Origin of the sequence: Acetobacter malorum, assembly GCF_001580615.1 — a bacterium.
Taxonomy (GTDB): Bacteria; Pseudomonadota; Alphaproteobacteria; order Acetobacterales; family Acetobacteraceae; genus Acetobacter; species Acetobacter malorum.
In genome coordinates this window covers 47,593-72,009 of sequence record NZ_LHZC01000043.1, presented here as the reverse complement: position 1 = coordinate 72,009, position 24,417 = coordinate 47,593, and the positions used below count along the sequence as shown (strand labels likewise).

The following is a 24,417-nucleotide window of genomic DNA, read 5'->3' as shown; positions in this document are numbered from 1 at the left end:
CTTGGGAATTGGGGAGCGGCCTTAGTGGCAGCCACCACCCTTGCTGCTGTCACAGTTCTTGCAACTGCCGCAGCCGGTGCGCAGGCCGCCGGGGGTGGCCAGACGTTCGGCACGGGCGCGCAGGCCGGTCAGATGTTGGGTGTTGCGCAGCAGGCCGGCTAGCGTGCGCCAGAAGGGCACAAGGGTGGCCGGGGCTAGCTTTTGCAGCCAGTAGGCCGCGCTGAAAACGACGATCAGAGCAACGAGGATAATCTGTGTCACAGGTGTCCTCCTGTTATCAGCCGTGGAGCGTTAGCCGGTGAAGAAGCGGGTGATGTGGTAGGTCAGGAAAGAGGCCAGATAGGCCAGCCCGAACAGGTAGACCACAGAGACCCACACCAGACGCCAGGACCCGGTTTCCCGCCGGATGACCGCAAGGGTTGAGAAGCACTGCGGCGCATACACATACCATGCCAGCAAAGAGAACGCCGTTGCAAGGCTCCAGTGGGCCGAGAGCAGCGGGGCGAGCTGCGTTGCGGCATCGCCTTCAGACGCGCCGACGGAATAGACCGTCGCCAGCCCGCTCACAGCCACTTCTCGCGCGGCCAGACCGGGGATAAGGGCCACGCAAATCTGCCAGTTGAAGCCGATAAAGGCGAAGAGCGGCAGCATGAGGTGGCCAATGCGGCCTGCCAGACTCCAGTCAATGGCCGGGCCAGGTGCGCCAGCAGGCGGGGCGGGGAAGCTGGAGAGCGCCCACATGATAATGCTGAGCGTGACGATGATGGTGCCCACGCGGGAGAGGAAAATGCGCGCACGCTGCCAGAGTTCAATACACAGGCTTTGCAGGCCGGGCACGCGGTAGCTGGGCAGTTCCATCAGCAGCGGGTGCTCTTCCGTATCCCGCTTTTTCAGCACACGCGCCACCACCAGCGCGCTCAGCACCCCGGCGGCATAGAGCGCGAACAGCACCAGCCCATGCAGGTTGAGCAGCCCCAGCACCGTGCGGGAGGGCACAAAGGCTGCAATCAGCAGGGCGTAAACCGGCAGCCGAGCCGAACACGTCATCAGCGGGGCGATGAGGATGGTTACCATCCGGTCGCGTGGGTTCTGGATGGTGCGGGTGGACATGATGCCCGGCACGGCACAGGCAAAGCTGGAGAGCAGCGGGATGAAGGAGCGGCCGCTCAGCCCGGCAGAGGCCATCAGCTTATCCAGCATGAAGGCCGCGCGGGGCAGGTAGCCGGATTCTTCCAGTGCAAGAATCCACAGGAACAGGATGAGGATCTGCGGCAGGAAGACAATCACCGTGCCCGCCCCGGCAATCACACCTTCCACAATCAGGCTGCGCAGAATGCCCTCGGGCAGCAGGGTGCCCACAAACTCGCCCAACTGGTCCATGCCGCTTTGCAGCAGGTCCATGAAGGGCTGCGCCCACGAGAACACCGCCTGAAACATAATGAACAGCAGCACCAGCAGGATGAGCATGCCCCAGACGGGGTGCAGCACCCAGCGGTCCAGCTTGGCATCAAACTGCGGGTGGCGGGTGGAGGTGCGGCGGACGCACAGCGCCATCAGACGGCGGATTTCCGCGTGCAGGTCCGCACCCTCAGGCAACGGGGCCGGAGGAGGGGGCACCGCTTCGTCCAAGGCCTGCACAATGCTGGCGGCCCCGCCGCGTTTGACGCCAATGGCGGTAACAACCGGCACACCCAGTTCCGCCTGCAGGCGCGGGACATCAATTTCCAGCCCCTGCTTGCGCACCGCGTCAATCATATTGAGCACGATCAGCATCGGGCGGCCAAGCTGGCGCAGTTCCAGCGCAAAGCGCAGATGCAGGCGCAGGTTGGTGGCAGCCAGAACGCTGATCAGCAGGTCCGGCGCGGGCTCACCTTTATAAACACCCCGGCAGACATCACGGGTAACGGCCTCATCCGGACTGGTGGCGTTGAGGCTGTAGGTGCCCGGCAGGTCCAGAATTTGTACGGAGCGGCCAGAGGGGGTGGTCAGGCGGCCTGCCTTGCGCTCCACCGTGACACCCGCATAGTTCGCCACTTTCTGGCGGCTACCGGTGAGCTGATTAAAAAGGGCTGTCTTGCCGCAGTTGGGGTTACCAACCAGGGCGACGCGTTGTGGCAGGGGGCTGGTCATGCCTGCTCCGTGGGGGAGGGCGGCGCTGTGTGCAGAGCCGGGTCCAGCATTTTAAGGGTCTCTGCGGAGTCCTGCGGGGCCTGCATCACCACCCGCGCGGCTTCTGACCGGCGGAGGGCGAAGCGGGTAAAGCCGATTTCCACCGCCATCGGGTCTCCCCCAAAAGGACCAAAGGCCACAACTTTCACAGGTTCACCCGGAACAAAGCCAAACTCCTCCAGCCGCCGGGCAATGGGGTCTGCCGGGGTTGCGGGCGCGACGTGGTCGATAATGCCCTGACACTCAAGGGGAAGCTCGTTCAGGCGCACGGTTGCGTTGTCCTGCTGTGGCGGGTGGAACGTGTGGTGTTGAGAGTGATCCTTAATTCCATTTATGCCCGCTGTCCAATGTCACACCCCTGTGATGAAGGGGGTAAAAACGCTCTGCCAGCAGGGGGCGGAGGGGTTGTGGCGTGGAAGAGTTGCAGACCTTGTGAGGATTTTACGTGCAATATTCCGCGCTGGAGATTATCAACGGGCCAGCGAAATTATAGACCGCGACCAACCGCCCCGACAAAGAGACCGTCGGCGGCGGCATAGCGCGTAGGGAAAATCAGGCCTTTTCATGGATATCCGCAATATCGCCATCATTGCTCACGTCGATCATGGCAAGACGACTCTCGTTGATGAACTGCTGAAACAGTCTGGCTCGTTCCATGAGCATCAGCACGTTGCTGAACGCGCCATGGACAGCAATGATCTGGAACGTGAGCGTGGTATTACCATTCTTGCCAAGTGCACGTCCGTTGTCTGGAAAAACACGCGCATCAACATTATCGACACCCCCGGACACGCCGACTTTGGCGGGGAAGTGGAACGTATTCTGAGCATGGTGGACGGCGCTGTGGTGCTGGTTGACTCTGCTGAGGGCGCTCTGCCGCAGACCAAGTTTGTGGTTGGCAAGGCTCTGGCCCGTGGCCTGAAGCCGATTGTTGTGGTCAACAAAATTGACCGTGGCGATGCCCGTCCGGATGAAGTGCATAACGAAGTGTTCGATCTGTTCGCAGCCCTCGGTGCGAATGACGAACAGCTCGACTTTCCGATGCTGTATGCCTCTGGCCGTCAGGGCTGGGCCGATGTTGAGCTGGAAGGTCCGCGTAAAGACCTCAGCCCGATGTTTGACCTGATCCTCAAGCACGTTCCTGCTCCGATCCTGGACAAGGAAAAGCCGTTCGCCATGACGGCGACCATCCTTGAGAACGACAACTTCCTGGGCCGCGTGCTCACGGGCCGCGTCGAACAGGGCCGTGCACGCGTTAACATGCCGGTTAAGGTTCTGCGCGCTGATGGCTCCGTGGTTGAAACGGGCCGTCTGACCAAGCTGCTGTCCTTCCGTGGTCTGGACCGCGTGGGCGTTGAGGAAGTGGAAGCTGGTGACATTGTTGCCGTTGCTGGTCTGTCCGAAGCCACCATTCCTGACACGATTGCTTCCCCGGAAGTGACCGAGCCGCTGCACGCTATTCCGGTTGACCCGCCGACGCTGTCCATGACGTTCCGCCTGAACGATGGCCCGATGGGTGGCCGTGAAGGCAAGAAGGTGACGTCTCGCCAGATTCGTGACCGTCTGTTCAAGGAAACGGAAAGCAACATTGCTATCCGCGTGACAGACAGCCCGGAAAGCGAAGCGTTTGAAGTGGCTGGCCGTGGCGAACTTCAGCTGGGGGTGCTGATTGAAACCATGCGCCGTGAAGGCTTTGAGCTGACCATTGGTCGTCCCCGCGTGCTGTATCGCACCAACGAGGAAACCGGTGAGCGCGAAGAGCCGTTTGAAGAAGTCACCATTGACGTGGACGAGCCCTATTCCGGCGTGGTCGTGGAGAAGATGTCTCTGCGTAAAGGCCAGATGCAGGACATGCGTCCCTCCGGTGGCGACAAGGTGCGTCTGACCTTCATCATCCCGTCTCGCGGGCTGATCGGCTACCATGGTGAATTCCTGACCGACACGCGCGGCACGGGTATCATGAACCGTCTGTTCCACGGCTATGAGCCCCATGCCGGCACCATTGAAGGCCGCCGCAACGGGTCTCTGATTTCCGCAGAAGATGGCAGCACCACCACCTACTCCCTGTATTCTCTGCAGGACCGTGGCACGCTGTTTGTTGATGCTGGCGAAAAAGTCTACGTCGGCATGATCATCGGTGAGCATTCTCGTGAAAACGATCTTGAAGTGAACGGCGTTCGCGAAAAGAAGCTGACCAACATGCGTGCGTCCGGTAAGGACGAAGCCCTGACGCTGACGCCGCCGCGCCGGATGTCTCTGGAGCAGGCGATTGCCTACATTGAAGACGATGAGCTGGTGGAAGTAACCCCGTCTGCCATCCGTCTGCGTAAGCGTTACCTTGACCCCAACGAACGCAAGAAGCGCGAACGCTCAGGCAACAAAGACTGATCCTTCTGCATTTTGCGCAAGATGTGCATCCCTGCCATGCCGGTCTGCCCGTAAGGGTGTGCGGGCAGGGATCCACCCCCTTCCGGTTCCGGCTGGAAGGGGTGGACGCATCGGGGCAGACCCTCTTGCCGGACAGGCGTTTTTCCGCCGCTTTTAGTCTCCGGTTCCAGCCTTAAAATCAATGTGGCGAGATGAAGGTTTCCGGGTGTCACACCCACGGCAACCTACTGGTCTATCTGAATTTTAATCCGAGACGTGAAGAAGCTGTCATGCTATCAAATCTGCCAGCCAGACGGATGCAGCTCGTCATACGGACTTCTGGCGTACTGGTCGGGACCCCTGACGTCTCAGATATTTTTGGAGACATGATTATGATTTCTCGTCGCCTTCTCGCAGCTCTGTCCACCGTCGCTCTGATGGGGGCCGCTGCTCCGTCCTTCGCTCAGGAAGCTGCTGCTCCTGCCGCACCGGCTGTTTCTGCTCCCGCTACCCCGGCTGCTCCCGCAGCTGAAGCGCCTGCTGCCCCTTCTGCTGAATCCGCTGCGCCTGCCGCACCGGAAGCTGCCAAGGAAGAAGGCACCAAGAAGAAGCACCACGGCAAAAAGCACCACGGTAAGAAGCACCACGCCAAGAAGAGCAAAAAAGCTGTTTCTTCTGACGACGCTGCTTCTGACACGTCTGCTCAGTAATCAGACCGCAAAACGGTTAAGCGACACAGGGCCTTCGGGCCTTGTGTCCAGCAAAAAGGGCCGGGGGATTAGTCCTCCTGCCCTTTTTGTTTGGCATGTCGTCATCAACAGATGGTTATTTTCCCGTCAGCATACTGACACCAGAGTGTTTTGGACGTGCTGCAAATGAGGATGCAATCAGGCAGTTTAGTGGTGTCACATGGGGGAATGTGATGCGTGCTCAGGCAAGCTGAATTTGTTCCTCAACAGACGTCTGCTGAAGGGACGGCATCTGCCAGTGACCCTGATCGATATTGACGATTTCCTGATCAATTTCCCGCACGACCTGCCGTGCAAACGGCCCGAGATGCAGATAGAGCGCACTTGTCATGACCACATACGGCAAGGCTTTGGGGTTATGCAGGGCGCAATCCACCAGCATGCGCCAGAATTGTCCCGCCGCTCCCGGGCCGGCACGGTGAATGCGAAACAGCAGTCGGATGAAACTGCTAAGATCTCCCTTAATCATCCGATGAGCGCGCTTGCGTTTGAGCATACGCCCCAGCCGCCGCACACGGCCAAAATAAGCGGTTGGCTCATAGATGGTCCGGAGCACTGCCCGGTAGTCGTCCAGCACATCCCGGCGGGGGCGGTTGGTCTCAAAATTCAGTCCCGCGGTGCACTGGTCGCCTGATTCTGTCTGCCCGTCGTCAGAGAAGAGGCGTCCTTCAGCCAGCAGTCGGCGTGTGAGCTGGGTGGTGGGCAGGGCGTAAAGCAAACCGACCATGCAGACAGGGATTGCCGTATCTTCAATACAGGCGATCATGCCCGGAGCGACACTGCCTTTCTCGCTATCAAAACCGACAATAAAGCCGGCATTCACAAAAATCCCGGCTCCATGAATAGTCTCGATACTTTGCTGCAAACTCCTGCGCGTGTTCTGCTTTTTCTGCGTCATGATCAGCGTGTCTGTGTCCGGACTTTCAATGCCGACGAACACGGCAAAGAAGTTGCTCTCGGCAAGGTCACGCAGCAGTTCGGCATCATCGGCAAGATTGATCGACGCTTCGGTTGAAAACTCGAACGGGAAACGTTTTTCGTCCTGCCAGCGCTTCAGATCGGGAAGAAATTTCCTGAGCGCCTTTTTGTTGCCGATCAGGTTATCGTCAACAAAATCCACATGGCCGCGATAACCGAGGGCATAGAGCGCATCCAGCTCTGCCATGACCTGCGTAGTTGTTTTTGTGCGGGGCACGCGGCCATACAGCTCAATGATATCGCAGAATTCGCAACTGAACGGGCAGCCACGCGAGAACTGAATCCCGACGTGCAGATACTGATCCATCTTTAGCAGGTCAAAACGGGGCAGAGGACTTTTCGTGACATCCGTCTTTCCCATGGGCGCTACAAAAACCCCCTCCGTAGCACCGTTCCGCCACGCAGAAATGAAATTGACCATGATTTCTTCAGCTTCACCCAGAACCTGAAAATGGGCGGCTTTGTAGATGTCGGGACTGGACGTGACATCAGGACCACCGACCACCACCGGCTTGCCGCTTGTGCGGCATTTGTCGATGAGATGCAGTGCATCGTTTCTCTGCGGAAGCATGCCACCGGTCATGACCATATCGGCCCAGGCGAAATCTTCTTCCGTCAGTTCTTCCGTGTTGCGGTTGACCAGTCTGACGTCCCAGTTCTTAGGTAACAGCGCTGCCACGGTGATCAGCCCAAGAGGGGCCGCCGGATAGCGTGCGCCGGTCAGATCGCAGGCTTCCTTGTAGTTCCAGAACGAACCTGAGTTAAAAAGCGGGAAGATCATCAAGACCTTGCAGCTGTCGGTCATCAGGGAGAAATCCTCAGATAAAACAGCTGATCACGATCAAAGCCGGAGAATGCCTGCTTTTTTCGAAAACGTGCCGGACCACAGACGGGCCTGGTTCAGTTTTAGGGGAATAATATGCTGGAGGGGCTAAACGGCTACAGCCCGGGGAAAGGTCGTCCTGTGACCCTTCCTGAAAGGGAATGAGTGTTTATAAACTGAATGGCCCTGAATAGCGATAGTGTCGGGCTCTTGACCCTCGCTACGCGGCAACGATCCAAGGTGAAAGGCCTGCGCGGCTAAGGCAGCAACGTGACGTTGTGTTTCAGGCGGTATCTATACGGAAGCCGACATGATCGGCCTGTTGCCCCGTTTGAAGTGTATGTCCCGACGGAGTGCTAATGCTGATGCGACCCACAGTCCACCGGCAGAGGCAAAGCCGGAAATAGCGCCGCCCAACGGGGCTGCGACAATAAATCCGATCAGTCCGAAGAGGATCAGCGCGCCGCCTAAAGCGTAGAATGGTGAGAAGGGTGCGGCGTAAGCAATGGGAAGAAAGTGTAGTCCGACCACTAATGCCATAGCGGGCATCAGAAACTCCGGGTGGTGCAGGTTTATGACGATATTGGAGGCAAGGAAGAGGCCTACTCCCTCACCAATGCTACTCCATCTTATCGCCTTACTGGCCCGTTCTGAGGGCACAATTCCCTCGCCGGGTTGACGTATGACATAAGCGGCAAGAAGGCCGATGATTCCGAACCCTATGAAGGGGATCATAAGTATCAAGCCACTTTTGTGGCACTGCGCGTATAAGGTCATGGACGCGAAGAGCGCTCCAAAAAAGCCCATAATAAGGGCACCCCATGAACCCATTTTCTCACCTCGTATCGAAACTGCAATAATATTATGCTCAATTTTCACAGCCGTCGAGAGCAGGTTGGGGTCAGAAAAAAAGACGGAAGAGGCGCTTCTGCCGCTTTTAGTTAGCTGAGGGCGGCTGAGGCCAGATATGCGACTGTCTGCTGAATATCCGGAGCATTTCCCTCTTCGATAAACCAAACTGCCGACAAACCGCTCCATGCCTGTATCCATCGCAAAAGCCTGACAGGTTCAACTCCCGCGTGGGAACTGACAAGCCTGACCCTCTGTTCAAACCTTTTGGGAGAAATAGCGTAGGGGCGTTGCGGGTCTGCAAGATCCGGATTCAGAAATAAGGCTGCGAAATCAGCAGTTCGTTCTCCGTAAAGCCCCTTTGGGTCAATTGCGAGCCACCCTCGTGGTCCGAAATCCAGAACGTTGCCGTGATGGAGGTCTCCGTGCAGGGCAATCTGCTCTTGTGGTGTGTTTAGTAAATTCTGAGCCTGACAGGCGCAGTTTTTTAACCAGACAGCTCTGCTTGATGAGGATTCAAGTAACGCGGTGAACCAGCTTTTCAGAGGCCGCATTTTTTCTTGGTTTAAGAGTGACGCTGTGTGCAGACGTTCTGCTGTCTTGCAGAGCGTTCGCGTCGCGTCATCGTCCAAACCAGCGTAAACAACATCGGCGAGAGTGCTGGCGCTTACTGCTCTTTCAAGAAGGAGAGCGTATTGATCATGTTCCATCACAGCGGCTGCACCTTGCCCATCCCATAGCGTCATAAGATGGTTACCGCGAAGTTCATCGGGGTCAGACGTGACTTTCAGCATAGCCGGGAAACCGTCGCGGGTGACGGGCACCAGGTAGGAACTTGCGGTCTGAACAGGGGAACCATCACCAACCAGATGCCATCGTGACATATAAGCGCCAGCCGCTGAATAAAGGGCGGTATGGTGTCTGTTACTGGGCATTTTACGAGCTTATCGCTTATATTTCGTGTCTGCTATCGAGAAACACTTCCGCCATCCGACATGACTAATACGAAGGCGACAGTTGCCTGTCAGTTTTGTTTGAATGAAGCAGCGGCTTCGGTTGGGATTTTCATGCAGTTGTCCAACCTCACCCCCGCCTGAAACGTGCGGAAACATAGGGTTCCGGTGTCCACGCCAGATCAGCGACCCACGGCCATGTTGGGCGGCGGCGGCGGTTGCCGATGTGCAGAATGTCCTGATTAATGGCTCCGGGTGAGAGCGCCATGAGGGCGGGGTTGGCTAATACCTTCATGGTCGGGTGCAGGTAGCCGCATTTCAGGACGACAATTTTGAACTGTGCCGGGTCCACGCCCATGTCCCGGAACGATTCAGCAGAATGATACAGCCGTCGGCGTGCGGAAAGCGTTGCGGTAATGCCGTCGAACTCGACCACGGCTTCACCATCTTCAGGGCGCGTCACTGCCGTCAGGTGCTTCACCACTGCTTTCTTCACATGCACCGGGCGGCACATGAGCGGATCAAGCGTCGCGCCGATTGAAAGCGGGAGTGTGGCCCCCACACCGGCGCGGTAACAGGCGTCCGTCGCGGGTCGGTCGGTCATGCCGCCGAGCAGGACATCTTTCGTGCCAGCTTTCAGCAAGGCCTGAAGGAAAAATGTCTGGTCGGAATTGCCACCACCGCCCGGATTATCGCCGGAATCTGAAATCACGACGGGATGCGTGGCAGAGGCCATTGCGCGGGAGAGGCATTCCTCAATCGTCCCTGTTGGGCTGTCAAAGTGGAAGTCATGCCGGGCATCCCAGTATCGGGTGGACAGTTCCGTGACAATGCGGGTCTGTTCTTCAATATTTGTGCCCGTTGTCACCACAGAGGCCGCGGCCCGGGGTTCATCTGCCCACACGTAGCCAACCAACTGCGACACATCGAGAATACCCGGCAGGCGATTATACTCGCTCAGGTCCGCCCACAGCCGTCTCCCCGGTTCCCACTCCGTGCTGCTCTGCTCTCCCGGCAGGAGGGCTGGAATGCTGGCCCACACAATGCCCGGTCGCAGGCCGTAACGGAGGCAATGGCTGAGCATGTCCGTGGCGCGCATCACATTTTCAACACGGTCCACATGTGGGGCTGTGCGATAGGCCGTCATGGCGTCCAGCGTATCCACCGCGCGGCGGCTCATATTGCCGTGCAGATCGTAATACGCGGAAATCAGACAGTCCGGCCCTACAACGGCGCGGGTGGCTTCGTACCAGTCGCCCTCTGCGTCATCCATGCCCTCAACGCTCAGAGCGCCATGCATCATCAGGTAAACACCGTCCAGCGGCAGGAGCTTTTTCAAACGCTCCAGATAGTCGGCCTTCAGGGTTTCATAAGTCTGCCGTTCCACCGGGCCGCCGGAAGGGGCTGAGGCTGTCAGGGTTGGCAGGAAAGGGGTCTCATAGCGTTGGAGTGGCAAAGAGAGCGGCGCTTTAAACACCTCCTGCCCGCGCAGCACCGTCAGATCCTCCATCCGTGCGCGGATGCGGCTATACGTGCTGCATTCCGATGCAATGCCGCCCACCGCAATGCGGGGCGTCCCCCGAAAGGCCGGGACTAATCCCGCGGCTCGCGCGGCACCTGCAAAAGTGGGGAGCCCGGCCAGAACGCCAGCCGGGATCATCTTCAGAATCAGTCTGCGCCGCACGGGAATGCCTCCAGTTGGTATGACCGCTCAATCGTTCTTAATCTGTAACGATAAAAGTGCGGTCAATCAAACCCAGAAAGGCTGCGCGCGAAAAACCCCGTCTCTGGTTTCAGCTATAGCGGCTGATGGACAGGTCCAGTGCCGGGATTTCCGGCTTGATGCCGTGGATCATATCCGCCAGCAGGCGGCCGGAGCCGCAGGCCATGGTCCAGCCCAGCGTGCCGTGGCCGGTATTGAGCCACAGATTGCTAAAGCGCGGCACAGGGCCAACTACCGGCGTGCCATCCGGTGTGCAGGGGCGCAGGCCGGTCCAGTAGGTGGCGGCGGAAAGGTCACCCCCGCCGAACAGTTCAGAGAAGGAGAGTTCCAGCGTCTCCCGCCGGTCCGGGCTGAGGCGCAGGTTGTAGCCGGTCAGTTCCGCCGTGCCCCCCACGCGGATGCGGTTGCCCAGCCGGGTGATGGCGACTTTGTAGGTCTCATCATTCACGGTGGAGAGCGGGGCGTGGCTTTCATCCGTCAATGGCAGGGTGAGGGAGTAGCCTTTGACCGGGTAAACCGGCAGATGCACGCCCAGCGGCTTGAGCAGCAGGGGGCTGTAGCTGCCCATGGACACCACATAGGCATCGGCCCGCAGATGGCCCTTGCTGGTGCGGATGGACATGACCTCATCCGCCGCCGCGTCCATCCCCTTGATGGTCGTGTCATACAGGAACGTCACGCCCTTAGCTGCGGCCATTTTGGCCAGACGCTGGGTGAAGATGTGCGCATCGCCGGACTGGTCCCCCGGCAGGTAGAGACCAGCTTTCAGCAAATCGCGGGCGTGGGACAGGCCGGGTTCATGCTCCAGAATCTGGTTTACGTTCAGCAGTTCATGCGGGATGTTGCTGTCGGAAAGCAGCTTCATGTCATGATGGGCTTTGTCGATCTGCTTTTCCGTGCGGAAAAGCTGGATCAGCCCGCGCTGCCGGTCATCATACGTCAGGCCGGTTTCTTCCCGCAGGGCGTCCAGACAGTCGCGGCTGTACTCTGCTACGCGCAGCATGCGGCCTTTATTGATGTCATAGGCGTGTGTGTTGCAGTTTTTTAAAAGCTGCTCGATCCACCGGAACATGGCGAAGTCGATCCGCTTGCGGATTACCAGCGGGCTGTGCCGCTGCATCATCCAGCTCATGGCTTTGATCGGCAGACCGGGGGCAGCCCACGGGGTGGAATAACCCGGAGAAACCTGCCCGGCATTGGCAAAAGATGTCTCCAGCCCCGGTTCCGGCTGGCGGTCAACCACAGTGACTTCGTGACCCAGACTGTTGAGATACCAGGCTGAGGTCACGCCGATAACGCCGGCGCCGAGAATGATGACTTTCACACTTTCATCCTTTCCGGGGATCGTAATGGAGACGATGGTAGCGGGCCCCGAGGTCCGTCAGAAGTTCGTAAGCAATGGTGTCTGCCAGATGCGCAACGTCATCAAGAGGCGCATGGGGGCCTATCAGGTCAAACACCGCTCCGGCGGGCGGCAGAGCCACACCCGCTGCGACCAGTGGAGAGAGGTCCACGGCCAGTGAGTCCATGGAGATACGCCCGATTATTGGTAATTTAATGTCAGGCCACTCCGGGCAGATCACAAATCCTTTTTGCCCCAGCCTGCGGGGAAAGCCGTCTCCGTAGCCAATGCCCAGCAGGGCGACCGGCGTTGGCTGCTGGGCGGTAAAAGCCGCGCCATAGCCGACAGTGGCTCCGGTGGGCACGTGCCGGGTCTGAATAACACGGGCCTGCAGGCGGAGCGTGGCGTGCATAGGGTTTGGCTGCCCTGCAGTGGGTGCAATGCCGTAGAGGGCGGCACCGGGCCGCACGAGGTCAAAATGCCACTCTGTCCCCAGAAAAATGCCGGAGGACGCGGCGAGGCTGGCGGGGGCTGCGGGCAGGCGCTGCTTCAGTTTGATAAAAGTGTCGAGCTGCTGGCGGTTGAGCGGATGGTTGGGTGTATCGGCGCAGGCCAGATGGCTCATCACTAGTGTGACCTCAATACCAGCTAGCGCCTGTGGCTGGGTGGCGAGGGAGTCCACTTCCGCCTCGGTCAGTCCGAAGCGGGACATACCGCTATCCACCTGCAGGGCAGCGGCCAGAGGGCGACCCTGTGCATGGGCCAGAGCCTGCCATTCCTGCACCTGTTGCAGGCTGTTCAGCACGGGCAGGAGATTATGCGTCAGGCAGGCGTTAGCGGTGCCCGGGGGCGGGCCATGCAGCACAAAAATGCGGCTGTCTCCCCCCACCAGCGGGCGCAGGGCGGCGCCTTCCGCCAGATGGGCGACAAAAAAGGTGCGGCACCCGGCCTCATACAAGGTCTGGCCGACTTCCTGCAGCCCCAGCCCATACGCATTGGCTTTGACCGCCGCCCCACATTCCGCAGGGCTGATGCGTGCGCTCAGTTGCGCATAATTCTCGGCAATGGCGGCAAGATTGATAAGCAGCCGCCCGCCTTCCCAGCCTTCCCTGTCCATGGTCCGTCTCCTGCCTTTATGACGGGCGTCTTTATCATTTTTTCACAGACGCTGGCAAAAATGCGGGCAGAAGGTGGCGGTGGGCGGCAGCGGTCAAAGTTCAGCCGTGCGTCTGGAAAGAGGCGTGAAATACCAGAACACCACGCCCGCAACCGCACCGCTCAGAGCGCTTGTGGTCAGAGCGCGCGTCCAGTTGAGTGCCTCATGTCCGGAGGCCGAAAGGGAAAAGCTGCCGAGGGTCAGCAACACGCCCAGCAGCCCCATGGTGCCGCACCCCCAGAGCATGCCCAGAAACAGGCAATAGAGCAGGCTGTGGTGGCGCGTGGCGCGATACAAAAAAAGGCAGACCCACCCCATCGGCACGCCCAGAAAGGCAAAAGTCAGAAAGAACAGCCCGCTTCTGGCCAGACAATAGAGAATGGCGGAGGGCGGCGTGAGCGTGGGGCCGTGCCCCATGGCGTGCAGGCTGACCAGCACTGACCAGGTGAGGCTGAAGATGAAGACGGCTACAAGGTAGCGAACGCCCATCCGCATTGCAGTGTTCCTCTCTGAAAGCCCATGAGGGACGATATAGTTTTAAGACACAGCAGCGTTTGAGACGTTCCCTCGGAAGAGAAATTTAACTGGCCGGCCAGAGCAGGCTCTGTGGCGTGTTGCTCGGCAGGGTGGCATTATTCACTGATCTGCCTGTTTCCTTATGCGAGGGCTTTCTGAGTGCGTACTCTTGATTTCAGTTCATGGCACAGTCTGCTGGTCACCCTGATCGGGTTGTCACTCATCACGCTGCTGGGGGTGGGCATCCGGCTGCTGACAATGGTGGTGATCCAGCAGCGACGGGAGAGGATGAACCGGCAGATTAATGAACGCTTACGCACTCTGATTGCCGCATATCGCACGCTCGGCGGCTCCTTTACCGGAGATCTGGCCGTGGACCCGCGGCACAAGCGGGATTTACGTATGACGGCGGAAGGCGCGGTGTCGGCCGAGGGGGCGGAGGGCTCTGCTGAGGCAGGCGGCGAGGTTGGGTCCGAGCGCGCCCGGCGTATTCGGGATGCCGTGGAGGCAGCACTTTCCGACATTATCCTTCTGGGCACGGAAGAGCATGTGCGTCTGGCGGACCGGGCCGCGCGGGAACTGGTGGCCGGTCAGCCGGTCCATACGCATGATCTGGTTGTCTCCCTCCGCACCTTTATCCGCAAGGCGCTGGACCTTGAGCCTGTGCCTTCAGACCTCACGCTGCCAGCCCAAGGGCCAGCACGTGTGCAGGCCCCCGGTGGTGGCCGCGCAAAGGATGACGGCAAGAAGGACGGCGGCGGGAAAGGCGGCGGTGGTGGTGGAGGCGGAGACGGTGGCGGCGGTCATGAAATGGGGATGATGGGCGGCACAGGTGCGGAGCATCATGAGGTGACAATTTCATCTGGTATTTAAATCGGACAAGGGGTTATTTGGTCAGAATCTTTTGAAAATCTTTGAGGCGCGTTCACAAAAGGACCAGTGAACGCGCCGTTTGTTTTAGTAGAGTTCCGGCACAATCATGGATTCGGGTGTCGGTTGCCGTTCATAATCCGGGTGGTAGATGCGCGGGGGCAGGACTACCTCGGGGCAGGAGACGGGCTGATACGGCACCAGAGACAGAAGGTGGCTGATGCAGTTCAGGCGGGCCTTCTTCTTGTCCACGCCCTGCACAACCCACCAGGGGGCTTCCGGAATGCTGGAGCGTTCCAGCATGACTTCCTTGGCCAGCGTGTAGGCTTCCCATCGTTTGCGGCTTTCCAGATCCATGGGGGAAAGTTTCCACTGCTTGAGTGGATCATCCATGCGGGCGCGGAAGCGGGCTTCCTGCTCATCATCCGTGATGGAGAACCAGAATTTGATAATCTGGATCCCGCTGCTGACGAGCATGCGCTCAAATTCCGGCACGGAGCGGAAGAACTCTTCATACTGCTCGTCCGTGCAGAAGCCCATCACGCGTTCCACACCGGCGCGGTTATACCAACTCCGGTCAAACAGAACGATTTCCCCCGCTGCGGGCAGGTGCGCTACGTAACGCTGGAAATACCACTGGGTGCGTTCGCGGTCATTGGGGGCGGGCAGGGCGGCAACGCGGCAGGTGCGCGGGTTGAGGCGCTGGGTAATGCGTTTGATGGCCCCGCCCTTGCCTGCGGCGTCACGCCCTTCAAACAGCACAACCACACGGTGCCCGGTGGCCTGCACCCAGTCCTGCAACTTAATCAGTTCGCCCTGCAGGCGCACCAGTTCACGAAAATAGACACGACGAAAAGCGCGATCTTCAGCGTCCAGACTGCTTATGCCATCGGCATCGTCTTCCAGAGAAAGCTCAAATTCCTCGTCAAGATCATCAATAATCTCACGGCGCCTCTGTACGCGTTCGCGTTCTTCTGCTGAGAGGCTCTCCAGATCGCTCATTCTTATCCCTTTTTCGTCGCAGGTCATGGTCTGCGACGCGGACTATAAAGATTGAGGGATGGAACCGGTTTGAAACTTTGATGACATTGAAGAAGCCTCAGAACGTGGTGGTGACGTTCAGGCCAGTGACAACGCCGTTGCGGATATGTTTGCCGGTATCCGGGTTGAGCGACGTGCCGCCAACGTGCCAGAAATACTGGAAATCCGGCTGTACAATCAGCCAGGGGGTAGCTGCCGCCTGATAGGTGAATTCCAGATGATGTTCCGGCGTGAGCGCGCCTGCGGTATTGGTGCCCAGACGGAAACTGTCATGCGTGTTTTCCTTGGCGCGCAGGCCATACAGGCCGGTGCCCCACGCTAAGCCGAGTGTGTCATCCGGTCTGCCAGGCAGCAGTTCATCAAATGTAAAACCGCTTTGAATTTCAGAAGAAAACCGGCTGTTGGTGCCGTTGCTCAGGGTGGCCCGGGCAAAAAAGTTGATGGTCTTGCCTGAGCCTTTTTCCTTACGCCAGATCATCTGGTCTATAACGAAATAGGCCATCCAGTTGCCCTGATGATAGAGCGGTGAGCCGCTACTGTCCGGGCTGGCCAGCAGGCCGTGCTGTGCATCGTAACGCTGGTCCGGGAAGCGCCCGGAATCATACAGCCCGCCAATTTTCCACACACCGGGCAAAGCCACATCGTCACGGCTGCCAATCTGCTTTGCGGCATCCAGCCAGAGCTGGGCCTCCCCAATAAACAGCGCGCCGCCTTTGGTGGAAAAGAGCGTGCCGGACGGGTCGCGCTGGGCTGCACTGATGGTGCTGTAAAATGGGCCATGCGTCGGGTTGTCATTCGTGATGGCACCCATGAGCACCAGTGGAGCTGCGGCACGCCACTTCACGCGCCCACCAACAGCGGAATAGGGCCAGGACGGGCCGCCGGAATAGAGATTGTTAGAAGTGGAAAGCGGCCAGCCGAAGCTTGAGTTCAGGAAGAACGAGGCGTTCTGACTGACCAGAAATTCCGTATCCAGATCCAGCGTGCCCACGCGCACGTCCAGCGTGCTGTTCAGAAAACTCTGGCCATACCAGAGTTCAAACAGGCGGGTGGAGCGTCCGGCATCATAACCGCTGACGGTGTTCAGCGCGCCCAGCCGTTCCCCGGTAAAGGACCGGCCACGAATTTGCAGCGCGCTGACATTCAGCAAACCGCCCTGCCAGCCAAAGGCTTTGCCGGTATCCAGTGAGAGGGCGGCGGCGGTCATGCCATCATACGTCGCCCCGCGCTGCATGCCGCCGGAGGCCAGCCCCCACAGTTCCTCAACGTCCTGCAGGGTGATCCGCACGCCTTTTTTGCCCAGCCATGTGCGCGCCCCGCCCATGGTGCCGAGCAGTTCCGTGCTGGCGTCTTCCTCCGGTGGGGAGAAGGTGGGTGAAGGCACGGGGAGTGGCACGCCGGAGGGCAGAATATCCGTGGCCAGCGGGATATTGGCAGCGTGCGCCAAAGGGATGGGGAGTAGGCAAGCGAGCAGACCGCAGAGCGTGGTGAGCAGGCGGCTCGTGGCCGGGTTCCGGGGCTGCCGGTCAGGCGTCAGCATGGCAGAAGGGGCGGAGCCGGGGCGATATGGGACGCATAAGCAGGGTGGTCGGGGATGTGTCACGCCTGCTCCTTTTCGCGCGGTGATGTGGAGAATTTTGACAATTTCGAAGTCGATTTAAAAGGACCTTATCATGGCAGATCACGTTGCTTATTGCGTTTAAGCGTTTTTCTCGGGAAGGGGGCGGGAGGTTATGTGCTGGATTGAATAATCATTTGCAAATGAGAAATTTGCAAAGCGCTCACTGTGTATCCATAAAAATTTCTTTCTAATACAATTCTATATTTATTTTACAATAAAAAATAATAAATCACTTTTCAAAACTATACGCTGTACTTATTAAGATAATATATATAATAACGAAAGCATATTTTAGCTTTGTTGCAGCTTTCAATAGAAACACGTAGGGCTTCACCATGAAATTATAAGGTATCTTTTTCAAAATCACAATATAATTTCTAAATAAAGTTGTCAGCCTAAAATCTAAATAATAAATAGAAAGCCTATTAAATATAGATGAATGGTACATAAAACATAAAAAAGAAATAATCAATAATAAAAAATGTAATATTATATAGAATGTTTTAAGTATATTATATAAATTGGAATTATTTTCATGTATGGTTGGAATTGGGATTATATTTGTTGCATAATGAACTGAAATGACGTTCAATGCTGAGATGTATAAAATCCAAGAAAGTGCTTTAAATTTAGGTTCGCATTTTTTGAAATATTTATCAAAGTTTTCTTTTGATTGCTCTTCTCTATTTCTTAAGGTTTCAATACTGTCATCAATATTTTTTATTTGGCTTTCGTTCTCTCTCCTTAGTTCTTTTATTCTTTCTTTTTCTCTTTCAATCTCTGAAAGCATTGATTCTTTTTGCTCTTTGGTTAATATATGATTGTTTTCTATCTCATAAATAAATCCATGTATTGAAATTTCAAAACTTCTTATTTTATCGTTTCTTTTTTCAAATATACTTTTCATTTTGTAACCTAAATTTCACGGACCACTAAATTTATAAATTCGTTCCATTAAGTTAAGAATAGAATATAAATCTAGTGGGCCAGCCTTCGGATTAAGAAATTTATTAATTTTGGCCTACAGGAACACCCTTACTGGTGGAATATTCGAAGTGCAGGGCCTGATCGGGGTTGACGATCGGGTAGATGGAATGGGCGGCCATTGCTCCTTCACTAAACCCTTGCAGGATCAGCTTGAGCTTGCCGGGGTAGGTGGCCACATCGCCAATGGCGAACACGCCGGGCATGCTCGTCTCGCAGGAGGACGGCGTGACGGGGATGGTGGAGCGGACGGTGTCCATGCCCCAGCGGGCAATGGGGCCAAGGTCCGTCGCCAGCCCGAAGAAGGGCAGCAGTGTATCGGCTTCCAGATGCCGGGTTGTGCCGTCCAGATCCGCCACTTCCACACTTTCCAGCGCGCCGTTGGCTCCGTGCAGGGCATGGAGCTGGTAGGGCACGACCTTTTCAATCTGCCCGGCGGCCACGGCTTCATCCAGCAGGCGCAGGCTTTCCGGCGCGCCACGGAAGCGGTCCCGACGATGCACCAGATACAGCTTTGCAGCTTTGTCCTTAAGAGACAGCGCCCAGTCCAGCGCGGAATCCCCGCCGCCGGCAATCACAATGCGCTTGTTTTCAAAATCAGCTTTGCGGCGCACGTAATATTGCACAGCGCCACTTTCTTCAAACGCTTCCAGCCCGTCCAGCGGCGGACGGTTGGGGCCAAATGCGCCTGCACCGGCGGCAATAATCACCGCTTTGGCGTTAAGGGTTGCGCCTTTATCCGTGCCCAGCGTGAACGCGCCCCGATGGCCGCTCAGGCTTTCAATCCGGTGTTTGAGCAGGCGGGGGATATCAAACGGCGCAATCTGCTGTTCCAGATTGGCAATCAGCTGCGCGCCTTCCACGGCGGGGCAGGCGGGAATGTCGTAAATCGGCTTTTCAGGGTAGAGCGCCACACACTGGCCGCCAATTTCCGGCAGCACGTCAATCAGCACGCACCGCAGGCGCAGCATGGCGCACTGGAAGGCAGCAAACAGCCCCGTGGGGCCAGCGCCGATAATGGCGACGTCAGTCTCGATCGGCATATCCGTCATGGCGCGGTACATCTCCCCTTCTGGCCGTATGATCTGCCGTTGTTTTTGCGACAGGTCCGCAGTCCGCGCAATAGGGCAGGGTTCGGGAGCCTTCTATGCCCCTATTAGAGGGAGTGGGATTCCCGAGCAGTATAAACATGCTAGACATGAACATAGAGGACGGACGTTTCAGCATTGGATTGCTGAATGTACCGGGTATATAAGTTTGAGATGCTCAGTCTATATGACCAAAATTCAATGTCATCCGTTTAGTGAGGATCAGGAAGTCATAAGGATGCGTATTTTTTAAAAAAGCATGATTGGAAGGAAAAGTTATAATTTTATATTATATTGTCAAAGGGTATTATTGAAATGTCTAATATTTTTCAAAAATTGACATGCCGCAAATGGGTGCTTGCATGCCTTGTCTTACTACTAGCTGGTGCGGCTTTTAAATCTTTTTACGACCAGCCTTCTCCTTTTGAAGACTACAGATTAAACGGAAAATGTTTCAGAATTCCTGCGGGTTATGTGGTTACTTATATTGCGTCCAATAAGCCTGGTGGAGAAGATTATCTTGGAATGATAAGCAAGTGGCCTGATTTATCTCCAAATTCTTATCAATTCTATCATCCAGATCCGACGTCTCATGGCCCCTTTGAAGACCGGGGTGTGATCACGATTTCTATTTTTTCTAACTCTCCAGGAAATGTTTCTGGTCAGGCGTTACTTGACAGAAATGTCGAAATAGGAGGGATAAAGAATTTAAATAATCCGGTTAAAGACAAATTAGGATTTAATGAATATTATGGAATAATAAATACGCTTTACGAAAAAGAAATTAATAATATAAAAAAAGTTGTGTCCTGTTCCCCGACCCTTAATGGGCACCTAAAGTCGACATGTGAATACAAATTCCCACTTTTTGTTCAGGATGAGAATAAATATTTATACGAAGATATGATCGATATTGAAACAGGTCCGCAGCATTTGAAAGATATGTTTGAAGTGGGAGAGGCTGTGCGGGCTAAGGTTCTATCATGGATGAGGTGTTAATTGATGTGCCGTATCCGTATCAGGAGGTATCGTTAGGATATCACAGCAGGCGGTGCCCAGACAGGCGTGTGCAATAACGTACAGACTGCCTGCTGGGTATGAGGAGAGAGGGGGACTGTGCCGCGGACTTTTGTCTTCCGAATCCGCACAATCCCCTTTCCCATCAGGCTGTTTCAAGAGCCTTTTTCAGCGCAGCATCCAGCACATCAAGGAAGTCCTGCGTGTTCAGCCATTTGGCGTCTTTGCCAACCAGCAGGGCGAGGTCCTTGGTCATCTGGCCGCCTTCGACCGTTTCGATACACACGCGTTCCAGCGTTTCGGCAAAGTGGACAACGTCCGGCGTGTTATCAAACCGGCCACGGTAAGCCAGCCCGCGGGTCCATGCAAAAATGGATGCAATGGGGTTGGTGCTGGTGGGGCGGCCTTTCTGGTGCTCGCGGTAGTGGCGGGTCACCGTGCCATGGGCTGCTTCGGCTTCCACCACTTCGCCCGTCGGGTTGAGCAGCACAGAGGTCATCAGCCCGAGGCTGCCAAAGCCCTGCGCCACAATGTCGCTCTGCACGTCGCCATCGTAGTTTTTACAGGCCCAGACATACCCGCCCGGCCATTTGAGGGCGCAGGCCACCATGTCATCAATCAGGCGGTGTTCGTAGGTCAAACCGGCCTTTTCAAAGTCAGCTTTGAATTCCTTGTCATAAATCTCCTGGAACACGTCTTTAAACAGGCCGTCATAGGCTTTCAGAATGGTGTTTTTGGTGGAGAGATAGACCGGCATGTTGCGGTCCCGCCCGTAGGAGAGGGAGGCGCGGGCAAAGCCTTCAATGGACGCACGGGTGTTGTGCATGCCCAGTGCCACGCCGGGGCCTTTGAAGTCATGCACGTCCAGCGTCACGGTCTCGCCGCCGCCTTCGGGCGTGTAGGTCAGCTTGACGGTGCCGGGGCCGGGCACGAGGGTTTCCACCGCGCGATAGATGTCACCATAGGCATGGCGGCCAATCACAATCGGCTTGGTCCAGTGCGGCACAAGGCGCGGCACGTTGGAGCAGATGATGGGCTCACGGAAAATGGTGCCATCCAGAATGTTGCGGATGGTGCCATTGGGTGAGCGATACATGCGCTTCAGCCCGAATTCCTTCACGCGGGCTTCATCCGGGGTGATGGTCGCGCATTTTACGGCCACGCCGTAGCGTTTGGTGGCTTCGGCGGCATCGACGGTGACCTGATCATCCGTTGCGTCGCGGTGTTCAATGCCAAGATCATAATATTTCAGGTCAATATCGAGATAGGGCAGAATCAGGCGCTCACGGATAAAGTGCCAGATGATGCGCGTCATCTCATCACCATCCATCTCAACGATGGGATTTTTAACTTTAATTTTTGTCATGGTGAATACTCCCTCGTCCCCGCATGGGACCGTAAAAATCCGCATGAGGCGTATGAGCATCATGCGGCAGGCGGATGAACGGGATAAGAGGCCGGGGCCGGTCTGTCGCTTCACATTCCGGTTAGGAAATTCCCTCTAAGTGGGGTGTTTTCCCCGGTTTTGTGCCGCTGGAGGCCGGATTTGTGCGGGGTGTGTGCTTGTGGCGGAACTGGTGTAGGAGGGGGCATCACAATATGGTCAGGACTTCATGACAGCATCTGCGTCTTCTCTGCCGTCCCGAACCCAGTCTTTTTCTGTCGTGCTGGCGATTGAGCTGTGGGAACGGTTCGGCTTTTACGGCATGCAGGGTATCCTGCTGCTTTACATGATCCAGCGGCTTGGCTTTTCCGATACACAAGCCAACCTGCTGTGGGGCACCTTTTCCGCCGTCTGTTACGCCGCCCCCGCAGTCGGGGGCTGGGTAGGGGACACCCTGCTTGGTGCCCGCCGCACCATGGTGATGGGCGCTGTGGTGCTGACGCTGGGATATGTCCTGCTGGGCGTGGACCTGGGTGGCCAGATGGCGCTGTTTGTCGCCCTTGCGGTCATTGCGTTGGGGAATGGGCTGTTTAAATCCAACGCGGCCAATCTGGTCCGCCGGGTTTATGAAGGGGACGATGCCCGCATCGATGTCGCCTTCACCATTTACTATATGAGCATCAATGTCGGCTCCACGCTTTCTCTGCTGCTCACGCCGTGGTTGCAGGAAAACTATGGGTGGTCTCCGCCATTTCTGGTCTGTGCCGCCGGCTTGGCGCTTGGGGTGGCGTGTTACACGCTGTGCCGAAAGTGGCTGGCGCGCATTGGCTCCCGCCCGGATTTTGAGCCACTGGTGTTCTCCCGCCTGATGGCGGTGCTGGGCGGGATGGTGCTGGTTCTGGCCGTTATGGTCGGGCTGCTGCGGTATCCGGCTGCGGGCCGGGCCTGTGTGTGGGTTGCCGCACTGAGCGTGGCTGTGGTGTGGACGGTGCTGTATCGCCGAGCCTCCGCCGCCGTGCGCCCCGGCCTGCGTCTGGCGTATCTGCTGATTGTGCAGACCATGCTGTATTTTGTGTTCTACCAGCAGATGGTGACGTCCCTCACGCTGTTCGCGCTGCGGGATGTGGATTCCGCCTTTACGGTGGGTGGTTTCACGCTGTTCCACCTGTCAGCCGGGCAGTTTCAGGCGCTCAATCCGGTGTGGATTATGCTGGCCAGTCCGCTTCTGTCCTGGGTTTATAAAGCCATGGCGGACCGGGGGTGGAATTTCCCCATTGCCGAGAAGTTCATTGTCGGCTTCTCGCTGGTCTCGCTCTCCTTCCTCATCTGGTGGTGGAGTGCGGCGACGGGCGGCAACCATCTGGTCTCACCCTGGGTGATGTTCTGGGCCTATGGGGCGCTGTCTATCGGGGAATTGCTGATCAGCGCGCTCGGGTTGGCCGTTGTGGCACGGTATGCGCCCGCCAATGTCGGCGGGTTCATGATGGGCAGTTACAACGTCTCCAACGGTGTGGCGATGTATCTGGGCAGCGCGCTGGCCAATCTGGCAGCGGTGGGGCCTGCCGTGGCCTCGGGTGACCCGGCCCAGACCCTGCCGGTTTATGCGGGCCTGTTCCGGATGCTGTTCCTGCTGGGCCTTGGCTGCACGCTGCTGTTTGTGGTGTGTCTGCCCTTTACCCGCCGGTGGGATGCCCAGCACCGCGCAGCGCAGGGCGCGGCGGAGTAAGCGGCGGCGTTCCTGTCTGCATAAGTTCCGAACGGGGCGGGGGGAAATCCTCCGCCCCGTTTGCGTTGGGGCGGGCAAACAGGCTGCTCTTTGTCCAGAGTTCGTGTCTGCGCCGCGTTTGAAGGGCATCTGCGGGGCACGGCGGCAGCGTTTTCACACCAGGTCTCCATAATAAAAAGTTGGAGGCCAAACGCAGTGTGCTGCAAAAGGTTCTGGGTAAAAACGGTATGCCCGGTCTGTGCCCCGTGCGGGTTTTACAGAATACCGCCGGCAATCGGCAGGTTAACGCCAGTCATGTAGCTGGCGGCATCGCTCAGCAAAAAGGACACAACGCCCGGAATTTCCGAGATATTGCCGTAGCGGCGCATGGGCACGCTGCCAATCATCTGCTTGGCCACGGTCTCAGGATCGGTGGAGAAATACTGCGTGTTGGCTTTAGCCTGCTTTTCCACCTGCATGTCCCACATCGGCCCCGGCCCCATAAAGGCGGGGCTAATGGCGTTGACGCGGATATTATGCGGCGCGAGGTCTTTGGAGGCCGTTTGCGTCAGCCCGACAATGGCAAATTTGGACGCGCCATAAGCTGCCATGTTCGGCGGGCCCTGCACGCCGGCCATGCTGGCCGTGTTCACAATGGCCCCGGATTTCTGTTCCACCATCTGCCGGGCAACGGCCTGCAGGACATGAAACGCGCCACAGACATTGATCTGGATAACGCGGTTAAAATCCTCTTCCGGGTAATCCTGCACCGGGGCAAAAGCCCCCTGAAAGCCTGCGTTGTTGAACAGGAAATCAATTTTCCCAAAATCGGAAACAACTTTCTCTGTTGTGCTGTTAACGCGCTTTGCATCCGTCACGTCACACACATAAGGCCGGACAATGGTGCCGTATTGCCGGACTTTTGTGGCGGCTTCCTCCAGTTTGTCCTGTTGCAGATCAAACAGGGCGATGTCCGCCCCCAGAGAGGCCAGATGTTCGGCCACAGCAAGGCCAATGGTGCCAGCGGCTCCGGTAACCACGGCAATCTTGCCTGAAAACTGGCCGGATGCGTGTGTCTTCAT

General features: G+C 57.1%; 21 protein-coding genes. 5 read left to right on the top strand and 16 right to left on the bottom strand.

Annotation, left to right across the window (positions count from 1 at the left end; genetic code table 11):
• Window positions 1-21 precede the first annotated feature (21 nt).
• From AD930_RS05135 to AD930_RS05125, 3 genes are read right to left on the bottom strand one after another with little or no spacing between them, the layout of a single operon-like run.
• Complete coding sequence (locus AD930_RS05135; protein WP_043551857.1) at window positions 22-261, bottom strand: DUF6587 family protein; 240 nt, start codon at window positions 259-261, stop codon at window positions 22-24.
• 30 nt (window positions 262-291) lie between these two features.
• Window positions 292-2,130 (bottom strand): ferrous iron transport protein B, encoded by a 1,839-nt coding sequence (gene feoB, locus AD930_RS05130; protein WP_061505365.1) that lies wholly within the window; start codon window positions 2,128-2,130, stop codon window positions 292-294.
• Window positions 2,127-2,438 (bottom strand): FeoA family protein, encoded by a 312-nt coding sequence (locus AD930_RS05125; protein WP_061505364.1) that lies wholly within the window; start codon window positions 2,436-2,438, stop codon window positions 2,127-2,129. The genes feoB and AD930_RS05125 overlap by 4 nt, the downstream gene beginning before the upstream one ends.
• 295 nt (window positions 2,439-2,733) lie before the next feature.
• On the opposite strand from AD930_RS05125, the gene typA reads away from it, so the two are divergent.
• Together typA and AD930_RS05115 are read left to right on the top strand one after the other, a co-directional pair.
• Complete coding sequence (typA, locus tag AD930_RS05120) at window positions 2,734-4,557, top strand: translational GTPase TypA (RefSeq protein ID WP_043551860.1); 1,824 nt, start codon at window positions 2,734-2,736, stop codon at window positions 4,555-4,557.
• 371 nt (window positions 4,558-4,928) lie between these two features.
• Window positions 4,929-5,246: a hypothetical protein gene (locus tag AD930_RS05115; protein ID WP_061505387.1), complete on the top strand. Its 318-nt coding sequence runs from the start codon at window positions 4,929-4,931 to the stop codon at window positions 5,244-5,246.
• A gap of 220 nt (window positions 5,247-5,466) precedes the next feature.
• Here AD930_RS05115 and AD930_RS05110 read toward each other — a convergent pair whose 3' ends face one another.
• The 7 genes from AD930_RS05110 to AD930_RS05080 form a co-directional block, all read right to left on the bottom strand.
• Window positions 5,467-7,068, bottom strand: a complete 1,602-nt coding sequence (locus AD930_RS05110; protein ID WP_061505363.1) for a B12-binding domain-containing radical SAM protein — start codon at window positions 7,066-7,068, stop codon at window positions 5,467-5,469.
• 312 nt (window positions 7,069-7,380) lie between these two features.
• The gene (locus AD930_RS05105) at window positions 7,381-7,821 is read right to left on the bottom strand and encodes a hypothetical protein (protein ID WP_244150498.1); all 441 of its coding nucleotides are present in this window, start codon (window positions 7,819-7,821) and stop codon (window positions 7,381-7,383) included.
• A 206-nt stretch (window positions 7,822-8,027) separates the two neighbouring features.
• Window positions 8,028-8,819 (bottom strand): aminoglycoside phosphotransferase family protein, encoded by a 792-nt coding sequence (locus AD930_RS05100; RefSeq protein ID WP_208598572.1) that lies wholly within the window; start codon window positions 8,817-8,819, stop codon window positions 8,028-8,030.
• Window positions 8,820-9,018: 199 nt separating this feature from the next.
• Window positions 9,019-10,572, bottom strand: coding sequence for a M81 family metallopeptidase (locus AD930_RS05095; protein ID WP_061505360.1), 1,554 nt, complete (start codon window positions 10,570-10,572; stop codon window positions 9,019-9,021).
• 109 nt (window positions 10,573-10,681) lie between these two features.
• Complete coding sequence (locus AD930_RS05090) at window positions 10,682-11,935, bottom strand: D-amino acid dehydrogenase (RefSeq protein ID WP_061505359.1); 1,254 nt, start codon at window positions 11,933-11,935, stop codon at window positions 10,682-10,684.
• Between the two features lie 4 nt (window positions 11,936-11,939).
• Complete coding sequence (gene alr, locus AD930_RS05085) at window positions 11,940-13,070, bottom strand: alanine racemase (RefSeq protein WP_061505358.1); 1,131 nt, start codon at window positions 13,068-13,070, stop codon at window positions 11,940-11,942.
• A gap of 93 nt (window positions 13,071-13,163) precedes the next feature.
• Window positions 13,164-13,604, bottom strand: a complete 441-nt coding sequence (locus tag AD930_RS05080; RefSeq protein WP_061505357.1) for a hypothetical protein — start codon at window positions 13,602-13,604, stop codon at window positions 13,164-13,166.
• 180 nt (window positions 13,605-13,784) lie between these two features.
• Here AD930_RS05080 and AD930_RS05075 point away from each other — a divergent pair, with 180 nt between their 5' ends.
• Window positions 13,785-14,498 carry a hypothetical protein gene (locus tag AD930_RS05075; RefSeq protein WP_156476862.1) on the top strand — a complete coding sequence of 238 codons (714 nt, stop codon included), beginning with the start codon at window positions 13,785-13,787 and terminating at the stop codon, window positions 14,496-14,498.
• An 84-nt stretch (window positions 14,499-14,582) separates the two neighbouring features.
• Here AD930_RS05075 and ppk2 read toward each other — a convergent pair whose 3' ends face one another.
• From ppk2 to AD930_RS05055, 4 genes are all read right to left on the bottom strand, one after another.
• Window positions 14,583-15,497 carry a polyphosphate kinase 2 gene (gene ppk2, locus AD930_RS05070; protein WP_156476861.1) on the bottom strand — a complete coding sequence of 305 codons (915 nt, stop codon included), beginning with the start codon at window positions 15,495-15,497 and terminating at the stop codon, window positions 14,583-14,585.
• Between the two features lie 97 nt (window positions 15,498-15,594).
• Entirely contained in the window at window positions 15,595-17,139 is a 1,545-nt protein-coding gene (locus AD930_RS05065; RefSeq protein WP_244150497.1) for a carbohydrate porin, read from the bottom strand.
• A 247-nt stretch (window positions 17,140-17,386) separates the two neighbouring features.
• Window positions 17,387-18,064 (bottom strand): hypothetical protein, encoded by a 678-nt coding sequence (locus AD930_RS05060; RefSeq protein WP_156476860.1) that lies wholly within the window; start codon window positions 18,062-18,064, stop codon window positions 17,387-17,389.
• A 103-nt stretch (window positions 18,065-18,167) separates the two neighbouring features.
• Window positions 18,168-19,193 (bottom strand): NAD(P)/FAD-dependent oxidoreductase, encoded by a 1,026-nt coding sequence (locus AD930_RS05055; protein WP_061505385.1) that lies wholly within the window; start codon window positions 19,191-19,193, stop codon window positions 18,168-18,170.
• Window positions 19,194-19,544: 351 nt separating this feature from the next.
• Here AD930_RS05055 and AD930_RS17705 point away from each other — a divergent pair, with 351 nt between their 5' ends.
• Window positions 19,545-20,228: a hypothetical protein gene (locus tag AD930_RS17705; protein ID WP_156476859.1), complete on the top strand. Its 684-nt coding sequence runs from the start codon at window positions 19,545-19,547 to the stop codon at window positions 20,226-20,228.
• Between the two features lie 163 nt (window positions 20,229-20,391).
• Here the strand turns inward: AD930_RS17705 and AD930_RS05045 are convergent, their stop codons facing one another.
• Window positions 20,392-21,612, bottom strand: coding sequence for an NADP-dependent isocitrate dehydrogenase (locus AD930_RS05045; RefSeq protein ID WP_061505384.1), 1,221 nt, complete (start codon window positions 21,610-21,612; stop codon window positions 20,392-20,394).
• 247 nt (window positions 21,613-21,859) lie between these two features.
• On the opposite strand from AD930_RS05045, the gene AD930_RS05040 reads away from it, so the two are divergent.
• Complete coding sequence (locus AD930_RS05040) at window positions 21,860-23,356, top strand: peptide MFS transporter (protein ID WP_061505352.1); 1,497 nt, start codon at window positions 21,860-21,862, stop codon at window positions 23,354-23,356.
• 254 nt (window positions 23,357-23,610) lie between these two features.
• On the opposite strand, the gene AD930_RS05035 is transcribed toward AD930_RS05040, so the two are convergent.
• Window positions 23,611-24,417, bottom strand: a complete 807-nt coding sequence (locus AD930_RS05035; protein WP_061505351.1) for an SDR family NAD(P)-dependent oxidoreductase — start codon at window positions 24,415-24,417, stop codon at window positions 23,611-23,613.

Excerpts from the sequence above, each read along its gene's own strand:
- feoB (WP_061505365.1), bottom strand. The coding sequence starts at position 2,130 with ATGACCAGCCCCCTGCCACAACGCGTCGCCCTGGTTGGTAACCCCAAC.
- typA (WP_043551860.1), top strand. The coding sequence starts at position 2,734 with ATGGATATCCGCAATATCGCCATCATTGCTCACGTCGATCATGGCAAG.
- AD930_RS05115 (WP_061505387.1), top strand. The coding sequence starts at position 4,929 with ATGATTTCTCGTCGCCTTCTCGCAGCTCTGTCCACCGTCGCTCTGATG.
- AD930_RS05110 (WP_061505363.1), bottom strand. The coding sequence starts at position 7,068 with ATGACCGACAGCTGCAAGGTCTTGATGATCTTCCCGCTTTTTAACTCA.
- AD930_RS05105 (WP_244150498.1), bottom strand. The coding sequence starts at position 7,821 with ATGATCCCCTTCATAGGGTTCGGAATCATCGGCCTTCTTGCCGCTTAT.
- AD930_RS05100 (WP_208598572.1), bottom strand. The coding sequence starts at position 8,819 with ATGTCACGATGGCATCTGGTTGGTGATGGTTCCCCTGTTCAGACCGCA.
- alr (WP_061505358.1), bottom strand. The coding sequence starts at position 13,070 with ATGGACAGGGAAGGCTGGGAAGGCGGGCGGCTGCTTATCAATCTTGCC.
- AD930_RS05080 (WP_061505357.1), bottom strand. The coding sequence starts at position 13,604 with ATGCGGATGGGCGTTCGCTACCTTGTAGCCGTCTTCATCTTCAGCCTC.
- ppk2 (WP_156476861.1), bottom strand. The coding sequence starts at position 15,497 with ATGAGCGATCTGGAGAGCCTCTCAGCAGAAGAACGCGAACGCGTACAG.
- AD930_RS05060 (WP_156476860.1), bottom strand. The coding sequence starts at position 18,064 with ATGAAAAGTATATTTGAAAAAAGAAACGATAAAATAAGAAGTTTTGAA.
- AD930_RS05055 (WP_061505385.1), bottom strand. The coding sequence starts at position 19,193 with ATGACGGATATGCCGATCGAGACTGACGTCGCCATTATCGGCGCTGGC.
- AD930_RS17705 (WP_156476859.1), top strand. The coding sequence starts at position 19,545 with ATGTCTAATATTTTTCAAAAATTGACATGCCGCAAATGGGTGCTTGCA.
- AD930_RS05045 (WP_061505384.1), bottom strand. The coding sequence starts at position 21,612 with ATGACAAAAATTAAAGTTAAAAATCCCATCGTTGAGATGGATGGTGAT.
- AD930_RS05040 (WP_061505352.1), top strand. The coding sequence starts at position 21,860 with ATGACAGCATCTGCGTCTTCTCTGCCGTCCCGAACCCAGTCTTTTTCT.
- AD930_RS05035 (WP_061505351.1), bottom strand. The coding sequence starts at position 24,417 with ATGAAGACACACGCATCCGGCCAGTTTTCAGGCAAGATTGCCGTGGTT.